The organism is Brevibacterium oceani (assembly GCF_017948325.1).
Lineage (GTDB): Bacteria > Actinomycetota > Actinomycetes > Actinomycetales > Brevibacteriaceae > Brevibacterium > Brevibacterium oceani.
The window spans coordinates 4,237,575-4,258,314 of sequence record NZ_CP072846.1; the positions used below are offsets into that span (position 1 = coordinate 4,237,575).

The 20,740-nt window shown below is 62.9% G+C and carries 23 protein-coding genes and 2 pseudogenes; 11 read left to right on the top strand and 14 right to left on the bottom strand.

The window, feature by feature from the left end; genetic code table 11:
* Positions 1-38 precede the first annotated feature (38 nt).
* Positions 39-1,100 (bottom strand): LCP family protein, encoded by a 1,062-nt coding sequence (locus J9314_RS18740; RefSeq protein ID WP_246490512.1) that lies wholly within the window; start codon positions 1,098-1,100, stop codon positions 39-41.
* Positions 1,101-1,691: 591 nt separating this feature from the next.
* Between J9314_RS18740 and J9314_RS18745 the strand changes: the two genes are divergently transcribed.
* Positions 1,692-1,895 carry a cold-shock protein gene (locus tag J9314_RS18745; protein WP_062240453.1) on the top strand — a complete coding sequence of 68 codons (204 nt, stop codon included), beginning with the start codon at positions 1,692-1,694 and terminating at the stop codon, positions 1,893-1,895.
* Positions 1,896-2,193: 298 nt separating this feature from the next.
* Entirely contained in the window at positions 2,194-2,385 is a 192-nt protein-coding gene (locus tag J9314_RS18750; protein ID WP_210603780.1) for a hypothetical protein, read from the top strand.
* Positions 2,386-2,506: 121 nt separating this feature from the next.
* Here J9314_RS18750 and J9314_RS18755 read toward each other — a convergent pair whose 3' ends face one another.
* Positions 2,507-3,151 carry a GNAT family N-acetyltransferase gene (locus J9314_RS18755; protein ID WP_210603781.1) on the bottom strand — a complete coding sequence of 215 codons (645 nt, stop codon included), beginning with the start codon at positions 3,149-3,151 and terminating at the stop codon, positions 2,507-2,509.
* Between the two features lie 136 nt (positions 3,152-3,287).
* Between J9314_RS18755 and J9314_RS18760 the strand changes: the two genes are divergently transcribed.
* Positions 3,288-3,908: an HAD family hydrolase gene (locus tag J9314_RS18760; RefSeq protein ID WP_210603782.1), complete on the top strand. Its 621-nt coding sequence runs from the start codon at positions 3,288-3,290 to the stop codon at positions 3,906-3,908.
* Positions 3,909-3,987: 79 nt separating this feature from the next.
* Complete coding sequence (locus J9314_RS18765; protein WP_210603783.1) at positions 3,988-5,211, top strand: amidohydrolase; 1,224 nt, start codon at positions 3,988-3,990, stop codon at positions 5,209-5,211.
* An 80-nt stretch (positions 5,212-5,291) separates the two neighbouring features.
* Here the strand turns inward: J9314_RS18765 and J9314_RS18770 are convergent, their stop codons facing one another.
* From J9314_RS18770 to J9314_RS18795, 6 genes are all read right to left on the bottom strand, one after another.
* A complete protein-coding gene (locus J9314_RS18770; protein WP_210603784.1) occupies positions 5,292-5,861 on the bottom strand; it encodes a DapH/DapD/GlmU-related protein in 570 nt (189 codons plus the stop codon).
* A gap of 37 nt (positions 5,862-5,898) precedes the next feature.
* Positions 5,899-6,921 (bottom strand): zinc-dependent alcohol dehydrogenase family protein, encoded by a 1,023-nt coding sequence (locus J9314_RS18775; RefSeq protein ID WP_210603785.1) that lies wholly within the window; start codon positions 6,919-6,921, stop codon positions 5,899-5,901.
* 77 nt (positions 6,922-6,998) lie between these two features.
* On the bottom strand, positions 6,999-7,412 hold the full coding sequence (locus tag J9314_RS18780; RefSeq protein ID WP_210603786.1) for a (R)-mandelonitrile lyase: 414 nt from the start codon (positions 7,410-7,412) through the stop codon (positions 6,999-7,001).
* Positions 7,413-7,415: 3 nt separating this feature from the next.
* Positions 7,416-8,324 (bottom strand): helix-turn-helix domain-containing protein, encoded by a 909-nt coding sequence (locus J9314_RS18785; protein WP_210603787.1) that lies wholly within the window; start codon positions 8,322-8,324, stop codon positions 7,416-7,418.
* Between the two features lie 76 nt (positions 8,325-8,400).
* Positions 8,401-8,808: an acyl-CoA thioesterase gene (locus J9314_RS18790; RefSeq protein WP_210605776.1), complete on the bottom strand. Its 408-nt coding sequence runs from the start codon at positions 8,806-8,808 to the stop codon at positions 8,401-8,403.
* Between the two features lie 130 nt (positions 8,809-8,938).
* Positions 8,939-9,442: an SRPBCC family protein gene (locus J9314_RS18795; protein WP_210603788.1), complete on the bottom strand. Its 504-nt coding sequence runs from the start codon at positions 9,440-9,442 to the stop codon at positions 8,939-8,941.
* Between the two features lie 54 nt (positions 9,443-9,496).
* On the opposite strand from J9314_RS18795, the gene J9314_RS18800 reads away from it, so the two are divergent.
* Positions 9,497-9,994 carry a GNAT family N-acetyltransferase gene (locus J9314_RS18800; RefSeq protein ID WP_210603789.1) on the top strand — a complete coding sequence of 166 codons (498 nt, stop codon included), beginning with the start codon at positions 9,497-9,499 and terminating at the stop codon, positions 9,992-9,994.
* 37 nt (positions 9,995-10,031) lie between these two features.
* Here the strand turns inward: J9314_RS18800 and J9314_RS18805 are convergent, their stop codons facing one another.
* From J9314_RS18805 to J9314_RS18815, 3 genes and pseudogenes are all read right to left on the bottom strand, one after another.
* Positions 10,032-10,880: a uroporphyrinogen-III synthase gene (locus J9314_RS18805; RefSeq protein WP_210603790.1), complete on the bottom strand. Its 849-nt coding sequence runs from the start codon at positions 10,878-10,880 to the stop codon at positions 10,032-10,034.
* A 32-nt stretch (positions 10,881-10,912) separates the two neighbouring features.
* Positions 10,913-11,083 (bottom strand): annotated as a pseudogene (locus J9314_RS18810) (helix-turn-helix domain-containing protein); the annotation flags it as partial.
* 164 nt (positions 11,084-11,247) lie between these two features.
* A complete protein-coding gene (locus J9314_RS18815; RefSeq protein ID WP_210603791.1) occupies positions 11,248-11,952 on the bottom strand; it encodes a GntR family transcriptional regulator in 705 nt (234 codons plus the stop codon).
* A 109-nt stretch (positions 11,953-12,061) separates the two neighbouring features.
* Between J9314_RS18815 and J9314_RS18820 the strand changes: the two genes are divergently transcribed.
* The 6 genes from J9314_RS18820 to J9314_RS18845 are packed head-to-tail and all read left to right on the top strand — an operon-like array spanning position 12,062 to position 18,301.
* Positions 12,062-12,910 carry a fumarylacetoacetate hydrolase family protein gene (locus J9314_RS18820; RefSeq protein ID WP_210603792.1) on the top strand — a complete coding sequence of 283 codons (849 nt, stop codon included), beginning with the start codon at positions 12,062-12,064 and terminating at the stop codon, positions 12,908-12,910.
* A gap of 22 nt (positions 12,911-12,932) precedes the next feature.
* On the top strand, positions 12,933-14,738 hold the full coding sequence (locus tag J9314_RS18825) for an FAD-dependent monooxygenase (RefSeq protein ID WP_210603793.1): 1,806 nt from the start codon (positions 12,933-12,935) through the stop codon (positions 14,736-14,738).
* A gap of 25 nt (positions 14,739-14,763) precedes the next feature.
* Complete coding sequence (locus tag J9314_RS18830) at positions 14,764-15,186, top strand: nuclear transport factor 2 family protein (protein ID WP_210603794.1); 423 nt, start codon at positions 14,764-14,766, stop codon at positions 15,184-15,186.
* 16 nt (positions 15,187-15,202) lie between these two features.
* Positions 15,203-15,727 (top strand): DoxX family protein, encoded by a 525-nt coding sequence (locus J9314_RS18835; protein WP_210603795.1) that lies wholly within the window; start codon positions 15,203-15,205, stop codon positions 15,725-15,727.
* A 10-nt stretch (positions 15,728-15,737) separates the two neighbouring features.
* A complete protein-coding gene (locus J9314_RS18840) occupies positions 15,738-16,667 on the top strand; it encodes a VOC family protein (RefSeq protein WP_210603796.1) in 930 nt (309 codons plus the stop codon).
* 56 nt (positions 16,668-16,723) lie between these two features.
* Positions 16,724-18,301, top strand: coding sequence for a class I adenylate-forming enzyme family protein (locus J9314_RS18845; RefSeq protein ID WP_210603797.1), 1,578 nt, complete (start codon positions 16,724-16,726; stop codon positions 18,299-18,301).
* On the opposite strand, the pseudogene J9314_RS18850 reads toward J9314_RS18845, so the two are convergent.
* From J9314_RS18850 to dnaB, 3 genes and pseudogenes are all read right to left on the bottom strand, one after another.
* A pseudogene (locus J9314_RS18850) lies at positions 18,300-18,485 on the bottom strand (helix-turn-helix domain-containing protein); the annotation flags it as partial. The gene J9314_RS18845 and the pseudogene J9314_RS18850 sit on opposite strands and share 2 nt — an antisense overlap.
* A 47-nt stretch (positions 18,486-18,532) precedes the next feature.
* Positions 18,533-19,168 carry a hypothetical protein gene (locus J9314_RS18855; RefSeq protein WP_210603798.1) on the bottom strand — a complete coding sequence of 212 codons (636 nt, stop codon included), beginning with the start codon at positions 19,166-19,168 and terminating at the stop codon, positions 18,533-18,535.
* Positions 19,169-19,194: 26 nt separating this feature from the next.
* Positions 19,195-20,532, bottom strand: coding sequence for a replicative DNA helicase (gene dnaB, locus J9314_RS18860; protein ID WP_210603799.1), 1,338 nt, complete (start codon positions 20,530-20,532; stop codon positions 19,195-19,197).
* Between the last annotated feature and the right edge of the window lie 208 nt (positions 20,533-20,740).

A 20,740-nucleotide genomic window follows, 5' to 3' on the forward strand; every position in this document is an offset into this window, starting at 1 on the left:
TGCGAATCCCCGCAGTCGGCCCATTCGGCCCATTCGGCTCAGTTCACGAGGTCGGTGATCGGTTCGTCGGCGTTGATGGCGGCGAAGACCTCGTCGGCCTGGGACGACTTGACGACCCGATTCGGGTCCTCCGGGGCCGGGGTCCACGGCATGATGCCGAAGGTGATGTCGTCCTTGGGCACAGCGGCCGCGGTCGTGGCCAGCGAGGCCAGTGAGGACACCGAGTCGAGGTCGTCGTCGACCTCGAGTGAGGAGGTCACGGCGTCGAGGAAGGAGTAGAGGCGGTCGGGTCGGGTGAGCACGTGGCTGCTCTTGGCCCGGTCGATGATGGCGTTCATGACCATCTGCTGGTTGCCCATGCGGGAGATGTCGCTGCCGTCGCCGACAGCGTGCCGGGTGCGGGCCAGGGCGAGCGCATCGGTTCCCCCGATCGTCTGCTCGCCGGCGGGCAGGTCGAGGTTCGCCTTCGGGTCCTTGAGCGGTTCGTCAAGGTCGACGGTGATCCCGTCGAGCGCGTCGACGATCGCGGCGAAGCCGTCGAAGTCGACGTTGATGAAGTGGTCGACGCGCACGCCGGTGAGGGTTTCGGCGGCCGAGACCGAGCATGCCGGTCCGCCGTTGAGGGCGGAGTTGATCATCCCGTGGACCGCCTGCGTGGCCCCGCGGCCGGTGTCATCGCAGGCGGGAATGTCCATGATCGTGTCTCGGGGGATCTGGACGGCGTCGATGCGACTGCCGTCTGCGGCGATGTGCGCAAGGATCATCGCATCGCTGCGTGCTCCCTCGGCACTGCCGTATCCCGACGCCGAGGCGGGCCCCGAGTCGTCCTGCGCCGAGGCGAGATCCCTGGTGTCGGAGCCGATGATGAGCACATTCGTCTCATCGGTGAGCTTCTCGGGAACGTCGGCCCCGTCATGGGCGCGCAGAGCCGAGGAGGAGATGTTCGCGCCGAGGTCGTGCACCACGATCGCGATCGTCAGCGGAGCCGCGATGACGAGGATCGCAGCCACCGCCACGAAGGTGCGTCGTCTGCGGTACTTCGCGGCCAGACGCCGACGGCGTCGAGGTCCGATTGTCAGAGGTGCGTCTCGGTTGTCCACGGTTCAGGCGGCTCCTGCGTTGGGGATGGAAACAGATTGTATGCAAAATGTTTTGCATACAATCCTAAACATGCAGTGTGGAGCCTGTCAGCGATTCCGTGTCACTGTGTGCCAACTCTCGGCGATGATCTCTGCCTGTGAACACGGTCTGTGCCGACACCTGCCGATCTTTCTGTTAGGCTTGAAGTGTTCTCGCACAGCATCGTGCGGAGCAGGTGGTGCCTCACAGAGCAGGTAGGTTCAGCTCGGCACCATGTGTTTGCCCATCGGCGCGTGTCTGCCTTCCGTGCCCCTCATGATTTTCATATTTCCCATCTCAGTCGTCTGACTCTCAGTCACCTGGCGACTTCCATCCAGCACTTACGAGTGCATGATCGAAACCGAGCATCTTCACGATTCCGCCTGAGACTCACGGCCTCTCACCAGAGACTCATGATCACACCGGACTCCGAGCTCTCGGTTCACCCACAGTTTTTCGTTGGACCTGGATCCAGAATTCAGTTCATCCAGCGGGAAAGCCGGATCCAGCAATGGATTCGACCATCACGACCGCACCAGCGGTCTTCAGTTAAAAATAAGGATACAAAGATTATGGCAACAGGTACCGTGAAATGGTTCAACGCGGAAAAGGGTTTCGGATTCATCCAGCCTGACGACGGTTCGGCTGACGTGTTCACCCACTTCTCCGCGATCGAGGCCTCCGGCTACCGCGAGCTCACCGAGGGTCAGAACGTCGAGTTCGACTCTGAGATGGGCTCCAAGGGCCTGCAGGCGACTCGCGTCCGCGGCCTCTGAGACTCCCTGAGAGTCTCACCTAGAGACTTTGCAGGTCTCAATCGAGACCTCTGAGCAACACCGGCGATCCTTCGCCCTAACAACCGTCCGATCCGGCATTCCCGGACTCGGCCGGCTGCCGGGCGGAGGATCGCTGTTTTTGGGTAGCGTGCTGCTGGCGGCGCGGGCTCAGCTGACGCTGGTTGGGCATGCAGCTCGACCGCCACCTATTGACATGCTTCCCTGCTTTTTCTACGCTCAACCCAACTGGCTCCGTGGCGTAAGTACCATGGCAACGGGCAATCGAACAGGAGAAACGATGAGGCACTCGAAGCTGACTCGCTGGATCCTTGCCCTCATCATGTTCTCCGTCGCGTGCATCGCACTGTCCCAGACGTCTCAGCTGCAGAGCTTCGCAGCCCTTCTGTGGTTCCTCAGCCTCGTCCTCATGGTCACCGCGCTGGTACTCGCCGTCGTCCGCTCTCGCCGACAGTCCCAGCACTCAGGCTGACCCTACCCACCCCCAGCTTCAGGTTCGGCCCATTTTCCGCTGAGCAGCCCAAGTTCCGAATTGGGCTGATCAGCGCAGAGTGTGCCGAAACAACCGTGGTCGCCGTGATCGGCCCCGGCCATCACCCCTGCTCGAGCAGCTCGAGGAAGTCGGCGACGCCGCTGAGTTCGATATCGTCACGCCGCCTGGTCTCCCAAGCCTCACGAGTGAGTCTCCATCGCTGGATGAGCCCGGGCTCACCTCGGCGGATGTCCCATTCGACTCCGTTGTGTTCGTAGCCGAGGGCTTCGGAGACCCGGTTCGACCCGATGTTGTCGACGAAGGCATCGGAGGCGGCCTCGCGGGCGCCGAGCCCGGCGAAGGCGAGGTGGAGTATGGCGCTGCGCATCTCGGTGCCCAGTCCGCGTCCGCGCACATCGGTCGAGAGCCAGGAGAACGAGAGCACCGTTGCGCACGTGTCGAACTTCTCCGCGATGAGGTCCTGCATGCCCACGGCTTCACCGTCGACGAGGACGGCGAAGGCCAACCTGAATTCCGAGGGGGTGAATCGTCCGCGGCCGCGCCACACGCTCTGCAGCCACTTGTTGACCCGTGCGGTGGGGTCCGATTCGTAGAAGGACATCGGGCCGTCGTAGGGGGCGGGTTCGGCGAAGACCTTGCCATCGCGCACCAGGGGGGCGAGCGCCGCGAGCATGTCGTCACCGGCACCGACGAGCTCGAGTCGGGGCGTCTTCACCCGGATCTGCAGTGGCGCGTAGCCGATCATGACTCCAACCTAAGCGAGCACCGAAGATTCCACAATGGTCCGATGATCACCTTCTCCTCGAACATCATCCGCGACGGTCATCATGTTCTGTAGCGTAGGAATCCGAAGCCGAACCCTCATCGAAGGAGACCCCGCGATGCCTCAGTCCACCGACCAGACACCCACGACCGTCGTCTTCGATCTCGGCAACGTGCTCATCGGATGGGATCAGACCGGTCCGCTCGCCGACCGGATGAGTGCCGATCAGTGGCGCGCCTTCGCCGAGGAGGCCGACTTCGCCGCCCTCAACACCGCCTCTGACAGCGGCGTCCCCGTCGCCGAGGTGGTCGCTCGCGCGGCCGCGGTCGATGAGCGACACGGTGAGATCGTCTCCCGCTACTACGAGCGCTTCGAGAAGTCACTGACCGGTCCGATCGAGGGCATGGCCGAGGTCGTCGCCGAGCTCAAGGACTCGGGTGTCCGACTCCTCGGCCTCTCGAACTGGGCGGCCGAGACCTTCCACCATGCGCCCGCCGTCGCTCCGGCCATCAACGAACTCGAGGACGTCGTGGTCTCCGGTCGGGAGAAGCTCATCAAACCCGATCCGGCGATCTTCGAACTGCTGCTCGAGCGCTTCGATCTCGACCCGAGCAGGACCCTGTTCGTCGACGACCTGCCGACGAACATCGAGGCAGCCCGCAAGCACGGCATCATCGGCCACGTGTTCACGAACGCACAGTCCCTGCGCCGGGATCTTGAGACCTTGGGACTGCTCTGACCGACTCGGATGCCACGCTGATAGCGTGAGTATCGTCCGCATCCGGACCGGCCGGGCGCGACCGCAGCGAGGAGAAGTGATGACGACACCGGAATTCCTGGACAGCATCGACTCACAGCTCGAGTGGCAGCGTGACCTCTACAAACACCTCCACCAGCATCCGGAACTCAGCCTCGACGAGCATGAGACCGCCGAGCGCATCGGGTCCGAACTCACCGGTCTGGGACTCGACGTCAAACGCATCGGGAACACCGGTCGCGTCACGGTGATCGAGAACGGGGACGGGCCGACAGTGCTGGCGCGCGCCGACATCGACGCACTCCCCGTCACCGAGGACACCGGACTCGACTACGCATCCACCGTCGACGGGGTCATGCACGCCTGCGGACACGATATGCACGCAGCTGCCCTCCTCGGCGCCGCGAGGCTCCTCAACGAGAACCGAAATTCCTGGTCAGGCACGTATATTGCACTCTTCCAGCCAGCCGAGGAGAACGCGGCCGGCGCGAAGGCGATGATCGACGACGGTCTGACCACCGCGATTCCGAAACCCGATGTCGCCCTCGCCCAGCACGTCATGCCGATGCCTGCTGGGCGCATCTTCACCGCCTCGGGGCCGGTGATGTCGGCCGGCGATTCGGTGAAGATCACGGTCTTCGGTCGCGGCGCGCACGGGTCGATGCCGCACCTGTCTGTCGACCCGGTCGTGCTCGCGGCCTCGATCGTCCTCCGACTGCAGACGATCGTGGCCCGGGAGACCGAACCGGGCGAGTTCGCCGTCGTCACCGTCGGCGCCTCGAACGCGGGCTCGAAGTCGAACATCATTCCCGACCGTGCCGAACTCCTGCTCAATGTGCGCACCTACGACACCGCCGTCCGGCAGCGAGTGATCGACTCGATCGAACGCATCGTCCGCGGCGAATGCGAAGCGGCCGGTTCGCCGAAGGAACCGACCTTCGAGTACTTCGACCAGTTCCCGCTGACGGACAACAGTGAGGCCGTCAATGACACCGTCACCGAGGCGCTCACCGACTGCTTCGGCGCCGAGGTGGTGCAGGAGGCCACCCCAGCGACCGCCTCGGAGGACTTCAGCGAGCTGCCCAACGCCTTCGGCATCCCGTATGCCTACTGGTTCGTCGGATCCTTCGATGCCGAGAAGTACAAGGCCGCCGAGGAGGCGGGAACCGTGCTCACGGACGTTCCGGCCAACCATTCGCCGTTCTTCGCACCCGAGATCGATCCGACCCTCGAGATCGCGACGAAGGCACAGGTCATCGGCGCGCTGGCCTACCTCGGCGGCTGAGCCAGGGTCCAGAACCGAGCGGTCCCCGGTCGGCGCGAGACTGCCGTTCAGCAGGACGTTGCCGCCCGGCCACCGATCGCTCAGTCACCCAAGGTGCGCACGACGTGTGCCGGTGATCCGACCACGACGGCGCCCGCGGGAACATCCCGTGTCACCACTGCTGCCGCGGCGACGACCGCATCGTCGCCGATGGTGATTCCCGGCAGGACCGTCACATTCGACCCGATCCAGACATTGCGGCCGATGACTATGGGGGCTGGATGCATATCCCCGCGCCGGTCCGGTTCCATCCCGTGGTTGAGGGTGGCGAGGACGGTGTTGTGCCCGATGAGGGAGTCATCACCGATCGTGATGCCGCCCTGATCTTGGAAGCTGCACCCGGAGTTGATGAAGACCCGCTGACCTAAGGTGATGTTCTGCCCGAAGTCCGTGTGGAACGGCGGGAACAGCGTCACGGACTCATCGATCTGCCGACCGGTCAGATCCGCCAACAGGGCCCGAACCTCATCGGGTTCGTGATAGCTGCCGTTGATCTCGGCCGTGATCCGCAGAGCTCTCTGGCTGCTGCGATGCATCACCTCGTGCAGGGGCGAGCCGCCCGTGATCGTCTCTCCGGCGTTGAGCGCTGTGAGCAGATCGTTCAGTTCCACTGAGTTCCCCTGTCCACTCGGATGCCTGATGACGGTGTCATGGTTTCAACAGAACCTTGACCGCTTCGCGACGGTCCATCGCCGCATAGGCGTCCGCGGCGTCGTCCAGACTCATCGTCCGATCGAAGACCTTGCCCGGATCGATCTCCCGCTTCCAGATGAGGTCGATGAGCTGCGGCAGATAGCGTCGCACGGGAGCCGGGCCGCCATGGAGGTGGACGAGTCCGAAGAACAGCTCCCCTCCGGGCAGCTCGACGTCGTGCGAGACACCGACATAGCCGATGTGCCCGCCGGGTCGGGTCGACCGGATCGCCTGCATCATCGATTCCTGTGAACCGACCGCCTCGATGGCGCTGTCGACGCCGAGTCCGTCGGTGAGTTCCCTGATCTTCTCCACTCCCTCATCGCCGCGCTCTTCGACGATGTGAGTGGCACCGAATTCTCGGGCGAGGTTCTGCCTGTCGGCATGGCGACTCATCGCGATGATCGTCTCTGCACCCATCTGCTTCGCGGCGAGGACACCCATGAGTCCGACTGCTCCGTCGCCGATGACGGCGACCGATTTCCCGGGTCCCACTTCGGCGGCATCGGCGGCGAACCACCCGGTGCCGAGCACGTCCGAGGCGGCCAGCAGTGAGGGAATGAGATCGTCATCGGGCTGTCCCGGCGCAGCGACCAGCGTTCCGTCGGCATGGGGAATGCGGGCGAGTTCGGCCTGCGTGCCGATACCGCCGTCGACGAAGATGCCGTTGACGCAGCGCGACTGGTAGCCGGCTTCACAGATCGGGCAGGTGTTGTCGGAGATGACGAAGGATCCGACGACGAAGTCTCCGGGTTTGACCGTGCTGACCTCGTCACCGATCTCTTCGACGATTCCGACGTATTCGTGACCCATGAGCTGCTGCTCGGGAGCATCGGCTCCGCGGTAGGGCCACAGGTCTGAGCCGCACACGCAGGCAGCCGCGACCCTGATGATCGCATCGGTGGGTTCCTGGATTTCGGGGTTGTCGCGTTCTTCGACCCGGACGTCGCCGGGTCCGTGCATGATCACTCCGCGCATAGGTGCCTCCTCGGTTGTGGATTTGGGTTCGTTTCGTTCAGGCGCCGTCGTGCGGCACCCTCAGCGGTGGGGCGGTCTCAGCCCCGCGGACGGTGGTAGTCCTCGTCGGCGACATGCTCCAGCCAGATGGTGGTCGTCGACGGGTCGTCCGCGTTCTCGAGGATCGCGATGTGCTCCATGAAGTTCTCCGGAGTCGCCCCGTGCCAGTGCTCTTCATCGCTGGGGCAGTACACCGTCTGACCCGGGTGGGCTTCGATGATCTCCCCGTTGCGGCTGCCGAAGAGTGCGATTCCGCTCGTCACGTGCAGAGTCTGACCCTTGGCGTGGGAGTGCCAGGCGGTGTGTGCTCCAGGAGCGAAGCGGACCCGAGCGACGACCGTCGACTGGCCCTCCTCCTGCGGGGAGATGATGGGGTCGACCCACACGTCGCCGCTGAACTGCTCCGGTGGGTTCTTGGCCGTCGGGGTGGTGGGGAGAATCGTGTGAGACATGTGTCAGTTCCCTTCTGTGAACGATGATTCGTCGGTTGAGCCGACGGTGGCTGCATCGTCCTGCGACTTGCTCCACGACGCGAGGAGCTGCAGCTTCTGGTAGGACTCAGAACCGGGTTCGGCACTGTAGACGTAGAGGACCAGTCCTTCCTCGGCGGTCACGCTCAGCTCCTCGTAGGCCAGGTTGAGTTCGCCGACGACCGGGTGGTTGAAGCGCTTCGTCCCGGATCCGTGGGTGCGCACGTCGTGAGCCGCCCACAGTTTGCGGAAAGTCTCGCTCTGCGTCGACAGTTCGCCGACGAGATCCTGGATCCCCCGATGGTGGGGATCCTTGCCGGCGGCACTGCGGATGATCCCCACGCACATCTGGGCGAAGCGGTCCCAGTCCGGATAGAAGTCCCTCGATGCGGGATCGAGGAACTGGAATCGCGCGAGGTTCGGGGTGCGCCCGCCGTCGCCGATCACCGGCGAATAGAAGGCCCTGCCGAGTTCGTTGATCGCGACGATGTCCTGAACGTCGTTGGGGACGAAAGCAACGGCGTCCTTGATCGAACCGAGCACCCAGTGCAGGGTTTCGTGCGGAGGTTTGGCCGGCGAGGTGGGACGCCGATGCCGTCCCGAGGTCGGAATGCCGTCGGCGGCACGGGCAAGATCGACGAGGTGGCCCCGCTCGGTCTCGTTGAGCATGAGTGCCTCGGCGAGCGCCTCGAGGACGGCGGCCGACGCGCCGCCGATCGCGCCCCGCTCGAGCTTCGAATAGTATTCGACGCTCAGTCCCGCGAGGGTCGCGACTTCACTGCGACGCAGGCCGGGGACCCGCCTCGTACCGTGGGACGGCAGGCCCACGCTGTCGGGGGTGATCTTCGCCCGCCGCGACATGAGGAATTCGCGCACTTCGGCTCGGTTGTCCATGCCATCAAGGCTAGACGCGTCCTCGCCCTTGAGGGATACCCTGTCAGGACACCCCTGAGCGGCGTTGCCGATTCCTCTAGTCGGTCTCGATCTGCGGGCGCGGCATCCGGTCGCGGTCGTAGGTGATCGTCGAATAGCCGTGGGGAATCGGCGTACCGTCCTCGTCGACGCCGACGAATACGATCTTCTCGATGGTGAGGATGGACTTGCGGGTGATCATATTGCGCACCCTGGCCGTCATCGTCAGCGAGGTGCGCCCGAAGTGGGTGGCGATGAGTCCCATCTCGATGAGGTCGCCTTCTCTGGCCGAGGCCTGGAAGTTGATCTCCGAGATCAGCTTCGTCACGACGCGATGGTTGCCGAGCTGGATGATCGCATAGATGGCGGCCTCTTCATCGATCCATCGCAGCAGACTGCCGCCGAAGAGGGAGCCGTTGGCGTTGAGGTCCTCGGGCCGAACCCATTTGCGGGTGTAGAAGTTCATGCCCTCGACGTGGCCGGTGGGGCTCTCGGGGCGCGAAGCCGTCTCTGTGCGCTGTGCCGTATCTGTCATACGATCAGGGTAGCGAGCAGATGTTTCGCCGTCGTTTCGGCCGCGTCACCGCCGTTCGAAGTCATCCTTCGCGTTCGAAGTCATCCTTCAGAGTCGTCAGCGTCCGTCGGATGTTCAGACGCTGAAAGTCCGCGAAGCTCTTCCCGCGCGTGACGATGTGGTCGAAGACCCAGGCCAGAGCGTCGGGCCATTTCCGGCGGTCATCGATCCACGTCTCGGTCACGCGCGTCGCCCCACCGAGATCCTCGAAGTCATACGCCCAGCTCGCATTCGCGCCTTCGATGCTCGGCGAGCGGGGGCCGATCCGACGCACCGTGAAGGCGAAGCGCTTCCCGGGCGTCGAATCGGTGACGACGGATTCGGTCACCCACGTCGCCGGCCCACGACGGTTCGTCCCTTCGAAGATGTCACCTTCGTGCAGGGGCCCCGCAGCTGAGGGTGTGCTGGCTCCGGTGTTCTCCGGACTCCACCGAGGCATCTGCGTCGGATCGGCCACCTGCTCCCACAGCGCGGCGGCATCCGCCTTGACCACCAGACTGTCGCTGACCTGCATGATTCGTGTCATCACTGTCCCTTCGTCTCTCGTCCCAGCCTACGGGCACAGGGTAGCCTGACGTCTATGCACCCTCCCCGGACGCCTCGTCTGAAGTTCCGCGAGTTGTCGATGACCGACCTCGACGACATGGCCGCACTGCTCGGCGACCCGAGAGTTATGGAGTTCTATCCGGCGCCAAAGGATCGCAACGAGGCTGCGGCGTGGATCGACTGGAATGTGCGCAATTACGCGGAACACGGTTTCGGACTGTGGGCGGTCGAGACCCATGACGGCGAGTTCATCGGCGACTGCGGCCTCACCTGGCAGACCGTGAACGGGACTCCTCATCTCGAAGTCGGGTATCACGTGAGGGCCGCGGCTCAGGGGAAGGGCTGTGCCACCGAGGCGGCTCTGGCCTGCCGTGATCATGCGCGCGACCTCACGGTCGCTCAGCATCTCGTCTCCGTCATCCACCAGGACAATCGGTCGTCCCAGCGAGTGGCCGAGAAACTCGGCATGCGACGAGACCCGTCACTGCGGCATACCTCGCCGATCCACGAGGTGTTCTCGATGAGGCTGTGACCCTCATCGGGCCTGTCGTCGAGGACCGACTAACCGCTCACTGCGATGCTCGCCCCGATGCGGCGAGTTCGCTGACGAGGATTCGGGCGAGGGCGCCGAGGCGGAATCGCTCCGGGATCACGGTTCTGATGCCCCGTTCCCACAGCGGCGCGGCGGTGACATTGCCGACCGCCGCAGCCACGACTCCGTCGTTGAACGCCTCGATCACTGCAGGCAGCAGACTCTGCTCCTCGGCCATGGCGAGGAAGGCGGCGGCTCCGGGGGCCGAGGTGAAGGCCACGGCGTCGCACCTGCGCTGCGCAACGAGGTCGACCGCATCGACCACGGCTTCCGGGTCGGGTGCCGGACCCCAGCGATAGATGACGAGTGAGCGCACGTCGGCGCCGGCCGCGGCGAAGGCCTCGTCGAGGCCGTCGGCTCCGGCGCCGTGGTGCTGCACCGCGATCCGCAGGCCGTTGACGCCCTCTGTCAGGAGCACCTGTTCGATCTCCGCGCTGGTCTCTGACTCGGCGACCCAGTCGACCGTCAGACCGGCCGCCTGAACCGCGCCTCGGGCTTTTGGGCCACGAACGATGATCCGTGCCCCTCGGAGCATCGCTTTCCACTCGTCGCGCATGCCCGCAGCCTCGGCGACCTCACCCCAGCCGGCGAATCCGACGCCGGTCGTGACCACCACGATGTCGGGCCGGTGGTCGATGAGGTCGCGGGTACGGGCGGCGAGTTCGGGGTCATCGATATGCGGGATGACGGACAGGGTCGGAGCGTGCACGATCTGCGCTCCATGCCTCTCGAGAGCGGAGGCGAGCTGTTCTGCTCGCCGCTGAGCGGTGAGCACGATGCGTCGTCCGGACAGTTCGTCGCCGACTTCGCTGCGGGGCTGGTCCATACTCATATTCTGCCTCCGGCTCGTCCTTCGAGGGCAACACGGGTCAGCACCCGACCGCCGAGACATTTCTCCAAGACGGCGATCAGCCGCGAGACCGTCGAATGGGTCAGCCCCAGGTTGCGGGCCGCAGTCGTGAACTTCGCGGTTCGGGAGACGTCCAGCAGCACGAGCAGCTCATTGGGCGTGGTGGCCACATCTGCCATGGTAGGCACACCCGCAGAGTCGAACCCGAGTCTCAGCCGGCCCATCGTTCGCAGGCAGCCCGGATGGTGACGATGCCCTCGAGACCATAGGCGTCAATCGCCAGCTCCGCCGAGTCTTCACACTGGCTGATTTCGTGCCTCACATCAACGCCGCGCTCTCATCGTCAGATTGGAGCGGCAGTCTCGGGGCGCCCACTTGTAGCGTCAGGATGACTGAGGAGAATCTCAGTGGTCCGCGAAATGTGCTCAGTGAGCGCACTGACCGCTTTCTCCACGTCTCGATCGATCGCGAGGTTCAGCAGTCCCCTGTGCTCGGCTTGCACATCCCGTTGAGGATGCCGCGAAACCTGCTGGGACCAGAGTTGATAGAGCTCCGCTGAGTCCCTCAATGAGGCTGCAACAGCGCGTAGTCGCGAGTTCCTGCAACCGCCCAACAGTGCGAGGTGGAACTCCCTATGCGCTTCTGACCAAGCATCGCTGACCCTGGCAGGATCGTCCTGATCGTACTGGCAGGTTCGCTCGAGCCGATGGTGGGCGGAGATCACTCCGGATTCCCAGCCGACGTCACCCTCTTCGATGGAGTGCCGCAGAACCATTCCCTCGATCTCGATCCGGGCATCGGTGAGTTCACAGAGGTCGTCAGCAGAGAGGGAGACCACTTGGAAGCCGAGATGCGGTTGGGAATTGACGAGACCCTGTTCGGCCAACCGAGACAACGCTTCCCGGACAACCCCTACGCCGGCGTCATAGCGTTCACACAGAGCGGAGAACTTCAGCCGCGCACCCGGCTGGTGGCGTCCTGCGAGGATGTCCGACCGGATCGACTCATAGGTCGTGTCCGCTCGAGTCCCGTGCTTCGAATGTGCCATGTCCACAGACTAGCAGGCGAGAGCACAAGTTTCTAAAATCTCTTGACTTTTAGAAAATCCATCGCAACACTGATAATTGTCATCGAGATCACATAGCAAAGGAGCAAGGATGAAACTGGCAAACTCGGAAGGGCGACTGGTCATCGTCACCAGCGACGGGGCGACCGACATCGCAAAGGCCAGCGGGGGACGATTCGGACCGGACCCGCACGAGATCTACGACAGGTGGGAGGAATTCTCCGCCTGGGCCGAACAGGCGCCGCTCTCGCCGGTACCATTCGACGAAGGACGGTTGGATGCGCCGGTGCCCAGGCCGCGACAAGTCTTCGCAATCGCGCTCAATTACCGTGAACATGCTGAAGAATCAGGGATGTCCCTGCCCGAAGCACCCTCAGTATTCACGAAGTTCCCGAGTTCGATCGAAGCCCCCACCGCTCGAGTCGGCCTCGTCGACGGCGACGTTGATTGGGAGGTCGAACTTGTGGCAGTGATCGGCACCGAAGCCGACCATGTCAGCGAAGACCGAGCGTGGAGCCATGTTGCCGGTCTCACTGTCGGCCAGGACATCTCCGAACGCGCGGCTCAGCTTGCCGGTGGCGCTCCACAATTCAGTCTTGCGAAGTCGCATCGTGGGTTCAGCCCGATCGGCCCCTGGCTGGTCACGACCGATGAGTTCGACAATCCTGACGATCTCGCTCTGAGCTGCTCGATCAATGGGGAGGAAGTCCAGAACAGCCGGACATCTGACCTCATCTTCTCCGTGCCCTCACTCGTTTCGCAGCTCTCGGAGACGGTGCGCTTGCTGCCGGGCGACCTAATCTTCACAGGCACACCCAGCGGCGTCGGTCTGGGTCGTGAACCGAAACAGTACCTCGCTCTCGGCGACAGACTCGTCAGCACGATCGAAGGTATCGGCACGATCTCCCAGACCTTCGTCCGACCGGCAGAAATCTCCTGAACTCGAGCGGAAGGATGAGATCGTGACTACTGTGGACACTGACGTCCTCATCGTCGGCGCCGGACCGGCAGGGCTGACTGCATCGGCTTTCCTCGCCAAGTACGGCATCGACGCTATCACTGTGACAAAGTATCCCGGCACCGCCCATACGCCGAGAGCCCACATCACGAATCAGCGGACGATGGAGGTTCTCCGAGATCTGGGAATCGAAGAAGCCGCGAAATCAATCGCGGTACCCCATGACCTCATGGGCGACAATGTCTGGGCTACCAGCCTGGCAGGAAAGGAGATCGCTCGCGTCAAGAGCTGGGGCTTGAAGCCGGACAGAAAGTCTGACTACGAAGCTGCGAGTCCCTCCTCGATGTGCAACGCTCCGCAGCACCTGCTCGAACCGGTCATACTCCAGGGTGCCCACCGATATGGTGCAGACATCCGCTTCTCCACTGAACTCGTTTCGATTCGCCAGAACGTCGAATCAGTCATCGCTCAGGTGCGTCACCGGACGACCGGTGAAGAGTATGAGGTCAGAGCCAAGTACGTCATCGGAGCCGATGGAGGACGCTCGAAGGTCGTCGACGATCTCGGTTTCACACTCCGTGGAGAGACAGGGCTCGGCTACGCCGTGAATATCTGGTTTGAGGCCGAACTCGAACAGTATCGTTCACACCGCGCCGGTTCGCTGTTCTGGACGTGCCAGCCCGGCAAGGACTTCTGGCTCGGTTCGGGGGTATTCATCACCGTTAACCCATGGAATGAATTCGTTCTTCTCATTATGTATGATCCGACGAACGAGACGATCGATATGAGTGTGGACGCCATGCTTCCTCGCGTCCACAAAGCCATCGGCGACGACTCGGTTGATGTGAAGATCAAGAACGTTTCGAAATGGCAGGTCAATCACCTCGTCGCCGATGAATACCGTCGGGGCCGAGCTTTCATCGTCGGCGACGCCGCCCACAGGCACCCTCCGGCAAACGGTCTGGGATCGAATACCTCGATACAGGATTCGTTCAACCTGGCGTGGAAGCTCGCCTATGTCCTTCAGGGGCAGGCCGATGAGGGTCTCCTCGCAACTTACCACGATGAGCGCCAGCCGGTGGGTATTCAGGTAGTCGACAGGGCTGTCGACAGCGCTGACATCGTCGGCAAGATCCCCTCCATCCTCGGTATCGAGCCGGGCCAGACAGACGAGGAGGGTTGGAGCGCTATACACGAGTATTTCGCTGACAGCGAGGAAGGCCGTCGCCGTCGAGCGAACATGGACGACGCCCTCGAGGAGAACGACTATCAGTTCCATGCCCACGGTGTGGAACTCGGGCAGCGCTACGAGTCTTCAGCCGTCGTCAACGATGGTACGCCCGCTCCTCCGTACGCCCGCGACAGCGAGCTCTACTACCACGCAACGACTCGACCGGGCGCATACCTGCCCCACGTGTGGGTGCAGAAGGACCGTAGTCTGATTTCGACGCTCGACCTCGTGGGGCACGGCAAGTTCACGCTGCTCACCGGTGTCGGCGGACAGTCCTGGCAGGAAGCTGCTGAGTCGCTCGCGTCCGACCTCGGCATCGATCTCATCTGGCGAGCGATCGGTCATGGACTCGACTATGACGACGTTTACGGAGATTGGTCTCGAACACGAGAGGTCGGCGACGCCGGATGTCTGCTCGTACGGCCGGACCGGCATGTGGCGTGGAGGTGCGCAGGGAACGTCAACGACCCGAAGGCTGCACTCGGAGCAACTCTGGCTCGGATACTCAGCTTATCGATTCCGGAAACCTCGGCGAAACCGGAAAACGGCCCAGAAGACCTCGTCACTGTGAAGGAATAACACGATGACTATCACTACAGCCACGATGACAGACGAACAGCGGAGATCTGTTGCTCAGGAATTTCTTCTGCGTGTCGACACGGGGGGCGACGTTCTCGAACTCTTCGCCGAAGACGCTCTGTTCCAGTTTCCCAAATTCGGGATGGTGCGCGGCCACGCCGACATAGGGCGGTTCTTCGCCGGGCTCGGTTCGGTTGTCGCTTCTATCCAGCACGACCTGGCACATGCGAACTTCATTATCCAAGAAGAGTTGGTCGTCGTCGAGGGCACAAGCGACGGAACCACTGTCGACGGCGTCGAGTGGCGGGCAGGAGTGACTCATGCGGGCCCGTGGTGCGATGTCTTCGACATCCGCGATCATAAGATCCAACGACTGTTCGTCTATCTCGACCCCGACTACGCGAGCGCCGACACTGCCCGTTATCCCTGGCTGAAGAGCCGGGGATGAGAAGGTAAGCACTGCCATGGAAATCGGCATACTGCTGCTTCGCGCGATGCTGGGGATGCTTCTGTTGGGTCACTCGGCGCAGAAGCTGTTCGGGTGGTTCCACGGGCCTGGCCCTCTTGGCGCGCGCCGGCTGTTCTCGGCCCTGGGCATCGAGCCTTCTCGGATCATGGTTCCTTTCGCCTCGGTTTCCGAAGCTCTTGCAGCGATTCTGCTGATCATCGGATTCTGCTTCCCTCTGGGCGTTGCGATCGCAGCCGCAGCGATGTTTGTCGCCGGCTACGCGTTGGCTTCCCAGTCAGGAGCTTTCTGGAACTCTGCAGGCGGAGGAGAGTATCCCCTCGTGCTCGCGGTGCTGGCCATCGGTCTCGGATTCACCGGGCCCGGCGCCTACAGCCTCGACGACGCAATCAGTGCGGTGTGGCACTCGACTCAGGGAGAGACCAGCACCTGGATCGGTTCGTGCATCATCGTCCTCGTCGCAGCGTCATCAATCACAACGATCGTGATCTCTCGATCAGTGCGTCGGCATCGCTCACCGTGATTTCCGACATATGACCGGGCCAGATTCGACAAAGAAGTTGAAAGGAAGTGCAATCAGCATGAATCCCATAGGAGCGATCTCATCCATCGGATACGTCTCGATGCGTGCGAAAGACCTCGGTTCCTCGATCACCACCGCCACAGACATCCTCGGGCTGCGGGAAGTCGAGGAACAGAAGAGCAAAGTCTATCTGGCAGCCCAGCAGTCTCATCACGAGATCATCTATACCGAAAGCACTCAGGACGCCGTCGATCACATCGGACTCGTGGCCTCTACCCCAGGCCATCTCGAGGATATTCGTCAGCGTGTCAGGCGTGCCGGCTATCCGATTCTCTCGGAACATCCGATCGAGGCCGACATCGACGACGGTTTCGCTTTCGTCGGTCCGGAAGGTTTCACATGGCATATCTACACCGAGCAGACCTCTTACTCGATTACGAAGAACGGGGGATTCGGCCCCAACCGGTTCGGCCACGTCAACATCAAATCGCTCGACCCGATCACTCAGCGCGATTTTCTGGCGGAGATCTTCGACTTCCGAGTCTCCGACCGCATCGGACACGACGTCGCATTCTTCATGCGCTGCAACAATGAGCATCATGGGGTCGCCGTCTTCAAGAACGATCGCGTCGGGCTCCACCACCACGCTTGGCAGACTCAGGGCATTGAGGACCTCGGCCGTCTCGGCGATCGTCTCGCTCGTCGCGGAGCTCGTTTGGCGTGGGGTCCGGTTCGTCACGGGGCAGGGGACAACATCGCAGCGTATTTCGTTGAGCCGACCGGCGCAGTCATCGAACTCTACACCGATCTCGAACTGGTATTCGACCCGGAGCGTCCGGAGCGGCTGTGGGATGAGAATGACGACTATTGGATCAATCAGTGGGACGGTCATGTGCCGGACGGCCTTCTTGATCTGGGCGTCCCTCCGCTCCAGCGTTGAGAACCTCGCCAGCCGTCATTCGGGACAACGTGCACAATCATGAAGGATCAGCAGAGATGAGTAATCCGACAACATTCAACGACCACTGGAATGCGGCGGTATCCGCGCATGGCGATCGGATGTTCTTGGTCTTCCGCCGTGACGGCTACACTGATGCGAGTTTCACGTATGCACAGTTCGATGCCGTTGCCGACGCAGTTGCCGCCACCTTGAGCCACCATGGTGTGTCGTCCGGCACGGGGGTCCACATGTGCCTGCGAAACTGTCCCGCCTTCATCGCTGTATGGTTGGCGGCGGCCCGACTCGGGGCTTGGATCATCCCGGTGGATCCGTCGTCGAGCCCCCGTGACCTCAAACGTCAGACCGCACGGACGCAGCCTGTCGTGGGAATAGTCGGCAGCCAAAGGGAAGAGGACTATCGCGCGTCGGTCGACGCCGGAATGGCGATCATCACGGTTGCCGAAACAGCTGAGGATGTCCTCCTCGGCGGACCACTCCGAATGGTCGATGCCATCACTGCTGAAGGTTCCGCGTCCTCGGAGTCGGTGCTGAGCCCGGATGACCGCCTGGCCGTCATGTTCACCTCGGGCACCACTTCGGAGCCGAAGGGTGTCATCCTCACACAGGCCAACTATGCCTACATTGCCGAGACCATGTCGTCGCTCGCCGGAGTTCGTCCTGAGCACAGATGGTTCGTCACGCTTCCGCTCTTCCACGGCAATGCCCAGTACTACTGTTTCTCAGCAGCGATAGCCAGCGGCGCCTCGGTAGCGATGACACATGGGTTCTCCGCCTCCCGTTGGATCGATCAGGCTCGCGAGCTCGAGGTGACTCACGCGAGCCTGTTCGCCGCGCCGATCCGCATGATTCTCTCCCGCACGGATCCGGCACAGCCTCCTTTGTCGCTGACGCATGTCTGGTACGCCCAGAACCTGTCAGAAGGGCACTACCAAAGATTTGAACAACTGTGCGGAACCGGACCCCGACAGCTTTACGGGATGACGGAGACTACAGCAATCGTCAGCTGTGATCTCAGCGACCGGCCCTGCCATGACACAATCGGACACCCGATAGAAGGGCGTCGCATTGCCGTGGTCTCACCGCTGACCGGTGATCGCGCGCGAACAGGTGAACCTGGAGTTCTGCTGCTCGCGGGCACCCGCGGGGCAGACCTGTTCGAGGGCTACCTGGATGATCCGAGTGCGAATGACAAGGCATTCATCGACTTCGACGGACAGACGTGGTTTTCGACAGGCGACCTCGTCTCCGTGGACGACGACGGAGCTCTCTCCTTCGTCGGACGAGTCGATGATGTGATCAAGGTTTCCGGCGAAAATGTCAGTCTCACGGAAGTCGAAGCCTCTCTTGCTGAAGCGCCGGGAGTTCTCGAGGTCGCGGTGATCGCCGCGCCCGACGAGGTCCGCGATACTGTGCCCGTGGCCTTTGTCGTCGCCGAGGATGATGCGAATCGTCCGACGATCGATGCTCTGAAGATTTTCGCCTCTGAGAATCTTCCCAAAGCAGCTCGACCTCAGAAATGGGAGATCGTTGAGTCTCTGCCGAAGACCAGCGTCGGCAAAATCCGCAGATTTCAGCTCGACGCGACCACAACCGAAGCGTCGGCGAACTCTTAAGCTCGGTCAGCTCCCAACCGTCTGCGGAGCAGGCGAGCACCCGCCCTCCGAGCGACTTCTCCAGTGCGGCGATGCGACGCGAAACCGTCGTGTGCGTCAGCCCCAGGTTGTGGGCGGCCGTCGTGAACTTCGCGGTGCGGGAGACGGCGAGCAGCACGAGGAGGTCATTGGGCGTGGTGTCCATGCCTGCCATAGTAGGTGTGCTCGCAGTGGAGCAGAGTCGCACAGGCCTCAGCGAACCATCTGCGGCGGTCTGCGCGTCCACCTCACCAGCACGACGATTCCGCAGATGATGAACACTATCCCCGAGGTGACCACGCCGATCGCGATGACACCGATGTCGGCGTCCACGTCGATCTCTTCGGCGGGCTGGACCGGAGCTTCTCCCGCGGGGTCGATAAGCACCGTGATCGTGTCACCTTCTGAGAAACCGTCAAAGCCTTGTTTCCCGCGGTAGATCATCCGCTCATCGACCGGAGTGCCGTCGGTGCGTTCGAGTGTGTATTCGTGTGTGTAGACCTGATGCGAACCCGTGCTGTCGCGCTCGGTCTTCTGCTCGAGGTGATCCTCGAGCACGACCACCTCGGTGGGCTCACCGACCTTGGTCAGCGCCATGTCCTCACCGAGCATGACCACCCCGAGCAGCGCGAATGCGACGAACGGGGTCGTGTAGATGTAGGCCCAGAAGTTCCCCATGATGGCGCGCATTCCGCCGACGATCCCGATGAGAACGAAGACGCCGATGACGAACGTGATGAGCTGGACCGACGGGAAGAAGTACGCGAGGGCGAAGAGTCCGCCGAGGCAGACGACGAAGACGGCGCCGACGATGATGATGGTCAGCGGGTTCCGGCTGCCCCGACTCACCTTTCCTCTCGTCCGACCTGCACTCATCACTGCGGCATGTTGACGAAGCGGGACTTCGCACCCTGGAACGCCACGGGGATGTCCATTGTCGGACCGGCACGGTGCTTGGCGACGATGATGTCGGCCTCACCGGCGCGTTCGTGTTCCTTGTCGTACATGTCCTCACGGTGGATGAGGAGGACCATGTCGGCATCCTGCTCGATCGAACCGGACTCACGCAGATCCGAGATCATCGGCCGTTTGTCGGTGCGCTGCTCGCTGCCACGGTTGAGCTGGGACAACGCGATGACGGGGACCTCGAGCTCCTTGGCCAGCAGCTTGAGCGAACGAGAGAACTCCGAGACCTCCTGCTGACGCGATTCCACGCGTTTGCCCGAGGACATCAGCTGCAGGTAGTCGACACAGACCATCTGCAGATCGTGCTGCTGCTTGAGACGGCGGCACTTCGCACGGATCTCGGTGAGCGCCATGTTCGGCGAATCGTCGACGAACAGCGGAGCACCGTTGATCCGAGCCTCGGTCGCAGCCAGGGTGGTCCAGTCGTGCGGGCTGAGTTCGCCGCGGCGCAGGTTCTGCAGCGGGATCTCCGACTCAGCCGAGAGCAGACGCATGACGAGTTCGTTCTTGCCCATCTCGAGTGAGAAGAACACGGCGGCCGCATCGTTGTGGATCGCCGCCGACCGGATGAAGTCCAGTGCCAGCGTCGACTTGCCGACACCCGGTCGGGCGGCGATGACGATCATCGTCCCCGGGTGCAGACCGTTCGTGAGGTTGTCGAACTCGGTGAAGCCGGTGGGCACACCCGCGGTCTGACCGTCGGTGTTGCCGTTGCGTTCGATCTCCTGCGCCACCTCGCCGAGGATGTCGGAGAGGATGACGTAGTCCTCGGTCGTATGGCGTTCGGTGACCTTGTAGATCTCCGCCTGCGCGGAGTTCACGACATCGTCGGTGTCGCCTTCGGCGTCGTAGCCCATCTGCACGATGCGGGTGCCGGCTTCGACGAGGCGGCGCAGCACGGCCTGCTCGCTGACGATCGCGGCATAGTAGCCGGCGTTGGCCGCGGTGGGGACGGAGGAGATGAGGGTGTGGAGGTAGGCGGCACCGCCGACGCGGGCGAGGTCGCCGGTCTTCGTCAGATAGTTCGCGACCGTCACCGAGTCGGCGGGTTCACCGCGGGAGTAGAGGTCGAGCACGGCTTCGTAGATGGTTTCGTGAGCGGGCTTGTAGAAGTCATCGCCCTTCATCGTCTCGACGCAGTCGGCGATGGCGTCCTTCGACAGCAGCATCGCACCGAGCACGCTCTGCTCGGCCTCGACGTCCTGCGGAGGGGTCCTCAGACCGTCATACCCCTGGTCGTTGCTCACTCGTTTTCCTCTTCCTCACAGCGTTGCAGACGCCCACCCGCAGGTGGTGCGCTCCAACTGTACCCGGAGACCGGGCGAGGGTCCCATCGACCCGTCACCGACCATCGTAGGGCGCGGCACTGACACGGATGTGCCCGTGGATTCCGACGGACACCATCACCGAGGAGGCCCATCCCGACCGGGTGAGCCGCCTCGGTGATGGGGTGGG